Source organism: Endozoicomonas ascidiicola (genome assembly GCF_001646945.1).
GTDB lineage: Bacteria > Pseudomonadota > Gammaproteobacteria > Pseudomonadales > Endozoicomonadaceae > Endozoicomonas > Endozoicomonas ascidiicola.
This window is the reverse complement of sequence record NZ_LUTV01000002.1, coordinates 775,553-780,847: the sequence shown is the minus strand read 5'-3', so window position 1 is coordinate 780,847 and position 5,295 is coordinate 775,553. Positions and strand designations below refer to the sequence as shown.

Annotated in this window: 5 protein-coding genes; 2 read left to right on the top strand and 3 right to left on the bottom strand. The window is 45.2% G+C overall.

Translation table 11 applies throughout. From position 1 onward, the window contains the following. Positions 1 to 149 precede the first annotated feature (149 nt). Together AKL11_RS07245 and AKL11_RS07240 are read left to right on the top strand one after the other, a co-directional pair. On the top strand, positions 150 to 968 hold the full coding sequence (locus AKL11_RS07245; RefSeq protein ID WP_095210239.1) for a sugar kinase: 819 nt from the start codon (positions 150 to 152) through the stop codon (positions 966 to 968). A 13-nt stretch (positions 969 to 981) separates the two neighbouring features. Further along, a complete protein-coding gene (locus tag AKL11_RS07240; RefSeq protein WP_067515906.1) occupies positions 982 to 1,605 on the top strand; it encodes a bifunctional 4-hydroxy-2-oxoglutarate aldolase/2-dehydro-3-deoxy-phosphogluconate aldolase in 624 nt (207 codons plus the stop codon). A gap of 230 nt (positions 1,606 to 1,835) precedes the next feature. Here the strand turns inward: AKL11_RS07240 and AKL11_RS07235 are convergent, their stop codons facing one another. The 3 genes from AKL11_RS07235 to AKL11_RS07225 all read right to left on the bottom strand — a co-directional run bounded on the left by AKL11_RS07235 (position 1,836) and on the right by AKL11_RS07225 (position 5,039). After that, entirely contained in the window at positions 1,836 to 2,450 is a 615-nt protein-coding gene (locus AKL11_RS07235) for a DJ-1/PfpI family protein (RefSeq protein ID WP_067515905.1), read from the bottom strand. A gap of 92 nt (positions 2,451 to 2,542) precedes the next feature. After that, on the bottom strand, positions 2,543 to 4,444 hold the full coding sequence (locus tag AKL11_RS07230) for an Lnb N-terminal periplasmic domain-containing protein (RefSeq protein WP_095210238.1): 1,902 nt from the start codon (positions 4,442 to 4,444) through the stop codon (positions 2,543 to 2,545). Between the two features lie 94 nt (positions 4,445 to 4,538). Then, positions 4,539 to 5,039: a DUF3015 family protein gene (locus AKL11_RS07225; RefSeq protein WP_067515903.1), complete on the bottom strand. Its 501-nt coding sequence runs from the start codon at positions 5,037 to 5,039 to the stop codon at positions 4,539 to 4,541. Positions 5,040 to 5,295: the final 256 nt, after the last annotated feature.

Below are 5,295 nucleotides of genomic sequence, written 5' to 3'. Positions count from 1 at the left end.
CTTCTGCGTGCAGATTAACCAAAAACCAGTCGAGTTAGCCGACAGACTCCATACCAAGACGTCTCTTGACGAGGAGGAAGAGGTGCTCAGAAAACCGGTTAAGCCAAAACCAAAATAAAACCGATGGTTTCAAGTGAGTTTTGGTTTATATGAATCGATGCCTTAAAGAATATTCAATATCTGTAGATTATGTGACCGCAATAGGAACTGATTCTCTGAGTATAGAATTTCTCGATGCTTGTCAAAGTGAAGGGTTGGATACGTCACTCATTGCTAAGATCCCGGATAAACAGCTGGGGTTGTACGCCATTCATACCGATGATCAGGGAGAGCGTAGTTTTAGCTACTGGAGGAACGACTCTGCGGCAAAACAGCTATTGCAATCCGGTTTGACCCCATCGCAAAAAGAAGAGTTATCCAGCACCTTCGGCTTGATTTATTACTCGGGCATCAGTTTAGCCATTCTTGATCCGCACAGCCGGAGAGAGCTCTTCGATATACTGACGAAAGCTAAGGCAAACGGCTCAACCATTGCTTTTGATAACAATTATCGCCGTCGTCTATGGGAGTCAGAAACCGTCGCCAGAAACGTGATCAATCAATTTCTGAAGGTTACAGATATTGCATTAGTCACCTTTGACGATGAAGAAGAATTGTATGGTGATAGCCATCCGGAGATCACCATCGAGCGTATCCGTAAGAGAGGTGTCAGAGAAATTGTTGTCAAAGACGGTTCCAACGGTTGCTCCATTCTCCACTCAAAAGGGGCGGACTATGTGCCCGCCATCAAAGTCAGACAAGTAGTCGATACCACTTCTGCTGGCGACTCTTTCAATGCCGCTTATCTGGCATCACGTATCAGCGGATTGTCGTCTCATGAGTCTGCAAGAAATGCTCATATACTGGCCTCAACCGTGATTCAACATAAAGGCGCCATTATTCCGCCTGAACTCTGTCTAACCATCTGATTTAGAGATAACCATGAATAGTCTGGACGTTCTACTTCAAGCCAAGCCAGTCATGCCAGTGATGGTGATTGATCATATTGATCAGGCAACCCCTCTGGCATCCGCCCTGCATAAAGGTGGGATTAATGTCTTTGAAATTACGCTACGTAGTGAGTGTGCACTGGATGCCATTACCCTGATCAAAAAAGAACTACCCAATTGCCTGGTAGGTGCCGGGACGGTTCTCAACCCGGAACAACTGAAACAAGCTATTGAAGCAGGATCAGATTTTGCCTTGTCACCGGGATTAACCGCTGGGTTACTGGAATTTGCAGGCAAAACCGAGATGCCTTTTATTCCGGGAGTCGCCTCACCGGGAGATGTTATGCTGGCACTGTCTTACGGCATTAACGCCATGAAACTGTTTCCTGCAACTCAGCTGGGTGGCGAAGGTATGTTAAAAGCCCTGTACGGACCGTTTCCTGAAGTCATGTTCTGTCCAACCGGTGGCATCAGTGCTGATAACTATCGTTCTTTTCTTTCTCTGCCAAATGTTGCCTGTGTTGGCGCGTCTTGGATTGCACCTGCTGCATTGGCAAGAGAAGAAAAATGGGATGAGATTACCTTTCTGGCAAAAGCTGCTGTTGATAATGCATAAGCTTTGACGCTCTCAATAAGGAGTGGGATTTCACCCACTTCTTATCTGCACATCATAAGTACCCAACCATATGAAATCATACTTTCTGACTCAGTGGCCAGCTACTCTACTGCGTTGCAGCTTCGATCACATAGCTACGGCTATGCTCACTCCGCTGCGCCTTGCATAGTAACTAACCACTAAGCCAGAAATATTCGATTTCATATGGTTAGGTACTTACGACTATTGTTTTATGACTGCTCAGCGTATGGCCAACCATCATAATCGATATGCTGAGCCTGCCATCGTACAGAGCTTTTATCTTCCACGTCTCCTTTGCCAATCAGATGTTCTGCAACAATAAAAGAGAAATCGAACACGACGCCCAGCCCTTTACCGCTGATAAACTGACCATCGACCACAACCTTCTGATCCACATGAACACCGTCATCGAAGCTCTTGTAAAAATCAGCGCCGGACACATATTTGTGCTGCCCAAACAGACCATTAGCAGCCACCACTTTCGCTCCAGAAGAACACAGCGGGCAGATTAATTTTCCACGAGCAATGTGGCGTTTGAGAAAACCAATCACCATCTCATCGCTTGTCAGGTTCGCCGTTCCTTCAGGGCCGCCAGGCATCATCACCGCATCATAATCATCATCGAACTTTTCGCTCAAAGTGAAGTCTGCTGTTATATTCACTTTGAAATAACTGTTCACATGTCGTTCATTTTTGCAGGCTAATACATCTACATTGATTTTCAAACGACGCATGATGTCAATAAAGACAACCGCTTCTGCTTCTTCAAACCCATCCGCAAGCAGAACCGCAATGCGTTTTGTGGTTGCCAGATCGTTACCCATAAATTCGCTCAAACCCGTGATGGGAAAAAGAGCGAACTTATCATGGAGTTAAAAGTGACATACCGACGAAGATCAAAAGAGAGTAAAGGATATTACCAATAATGCCCGAGGAGCAAAGTGTACTGCCCCTGTTGCTCGTATTGGTAGGAACCCCTCAAATCCCAGTTTTTTGCCAGCTGAAATCGAGTCTCAAGACGATAACTGTTGAAGCTTGATCTGGATTCATCCAGTTGCTTCTTGTGCTGATATTCAAACTGAGTATTAAGGTTTTCAGTTATACTTGTCACCACGTTCAGAGTCACACGCCCCTCAACGTTTCCCGATCCTTGCCTGTTATCTCTCACAGCCCCACCAATAAAGCCTGACACGATGACATCATCACCTAAAGTCGTCGTATACCCTTTATCACCTTCAAGTTGTAGAGTCAGACAGGTTTCCGTGCAATCAAATCGAACAGACTGCAAGCCTGCTTTTATACGCCACGCTGTTCTCTCATCCCCAGGAAGCCCTGTTACCTTCGTTGATAGGCTTTTAATGCTGACAAGATCTACCGAGTTGAACATTACTTTGTCATTAATTGCAGAAAGCTGAACCTGCCCCATAACCAGTTCGCCATATTCTGAATGCTCTAAACCAGCATCAAGACTGTCGTAGTATGCAGGCCGAATGTTCAGTCTGGCGCCACTACCTGACCCTTCAGTGTGCACCCACCCGAATTGAATGAAACTTGGGTTACGTCCTTCGTGGGGATAAGCAAGCTCTTGCGTCACCGGCATTTTCACCCCAGGTGGAAGACGATAACGATGAGCCAATACACTCTGATACGATTGCTTCACAGCCAGTTCATCATCTTCCTCTACGGCTTTTCCTACAAACTGGTAATAATCCAACAAGGTATCCAACACAGAATATCTGTCGTCTAGAGGCTCTGAATGAAATGATGCCGAATTAAGAACAGGTGGGTTCTCAATCGCTTCTGTCACATATTCTTTCTGTTGAGCGTTCAACGAAGCAAAACCTTCATAAAGTCGAGATTGTCTGGAGGGGTGAAATGAAACCTCCTTCACCAAGGAGCGGTCATCCAGCGTCGTACGATCCAACTCAAGAATCTGAGACTGAGGGATAACCCAAAGACTGTTGTCCGGATTCGCTTTCACACCTTCAATCAGTTCCAGCAACTCCCCTAGTCGAAATGAACAATTCTTATTTAAGAAAAAGTATTGATACTCTTTGCCCATCACCTCCCAGATATGGGCAAGCACAAAATCGACCTGATCTGCTGTCAGATCCAGCTCATACTCCCAGAGATCCCGCAGCTCCAACTCACCATAGTTCTGGTTATGGAAATAGTATTCAGCATGGCTGAAGCCACCGTTGTAGCCTCCAAATAAGCCTTTGAGAATATAACTGACCGGATCATCGCCATCGTTCACAATGGCTCCAAAGTTGATACTGGTATCCAGCAAGCGTGTTCGAGTTTTATCTTTTGAATTCAGTTTGAGTAGCGTGTGGCCATAATAGGACGCTGGATTCCCAAGATATCCGGAGGCAAAAACAACACTAATGGACTCTGCCGCCCCCTCTTCAGTCCATTTCAAATACTCAGGACAACGCACAGGGATTACAGTTTCGTCAGTCAGTTTCAGTTCTGATTTCAACCATTGATATCTGGCAGGAAAACGACACTGAGCATGTAAATTATCATCACTACTAACGGGCAAAGAAAATGCATTTATTGTTGCTAACAACTCTGACTTTGGGTCTGTTCGTCCATCAGCTGCCAGAAAAAAATCATCGGTTAAAATGGCGCTTTCAACACCTGATTCCGTCCATGAATCAGGCTCATAAACCAGCAACTTTTTCCATGTGTTGCTATGAGACAGCCTTTGGATAATGGAAGAATCAATAGAAGATGAGTGCGTCGATATTACACTTGAAAAAGCAAAAAACGGGAAGAAGAGAGATAGCCAGCATAGTAGAAGTTTTTTGATCACGGCTTACAAATCTGGAGTTAGGGATATGCCTGAAGGCTGACTAACATGTTTTGAGACGCCGCCTGATTAGACAGACAACGTCTTATAACAGAGCTTACGCAGAACAGCTGTCTGCAGCGCTGGCAACACCAGCATCCATAGCCTGATAGTACTGAGCAGCCTTCTCAACGTCAGACAGTGCTGAATAATCAATAGCCATCACATTACCTACCATATCTTCACGAATGGAAGAGACGATGGTCTGGTGAGTAGATCCCTGACAGCCACGAACCGTCAACATTGCAGTCAAATGCTCTCCCTGACCCAGAGCTGTTTCTTCAGCAAGGTTATCGTAGTTGTCGATAATAAACTGCGCCGTTTTTACACTCTTACCATTGCAGGTTTCTGGGCTCATGGTTGCCGAAGTGACAGCTGTAGTACCAACATCCCAAATAATATTTGAGGTCACGGCAGCCCACTTAGGGCCATCAGAAAAAAGCGCTGCACCAATACCACAGTCAGAAAATGGGTTTGGTCCTGACCCTGTCGGCTTGGCAGCACTTACAGAGGTGGCAACACACAGAAGAGCAGTAGCAATAACTGGAAATTTCAACATCGATAAATATCCCTGATCTTTTATTAGGACTGGTTCAGGCTTGCGCTAAAACCATATATTCATAAAGGATTTACATCATTATCCGTGAGAGGATGTTACTTATCAGTAAAAAGAAAAACAATGAACATCTGTCGTATTAGTGCTGGTGATCACATAAACAGAGGAGGAAAAAAGGAAAGGAAGCCATAGAAGAGGAGGAAAGAGGAAAGAGGAAAGAGGAAAGAGGAAAGAGGAAAGAGGAAAGAGGAAAGAGGAA

What these genes read in the sequence shown, in the direction of transcription:
- AKL11_RS07245 (WP_095210239.1), top strand. Translation starts at nt 150, where the DNA reads ATGAATCGATGCCTTAAAGAATATTCAATATCTGTAGATTATGTGACC.
- AKL11_RS07240 (WP_067515906.1), top strand. Translation starts at nt 982, where the DNA reads ATGAATAGTCTGGACGTTCTACTTCAAGCCAAGCCAGTCATGCCAGTG.
- AKL11_RS07235 (WP_067515905.1), bottom strand. Translation starts at nt 2,450, where the DNA reads ATGGGTAACGATCTGGCAACCACAAAACGCATTGCGGTTCTGCTTGCG.
- AKL11_RS07225 (WP_067515903.1), bottom strand. Translation starts at nt 5,039, where the DNA reads ATGTTGAAATTTCCAGTTATTGCTACTGCTCTTCTGTGTGTTGCCACC.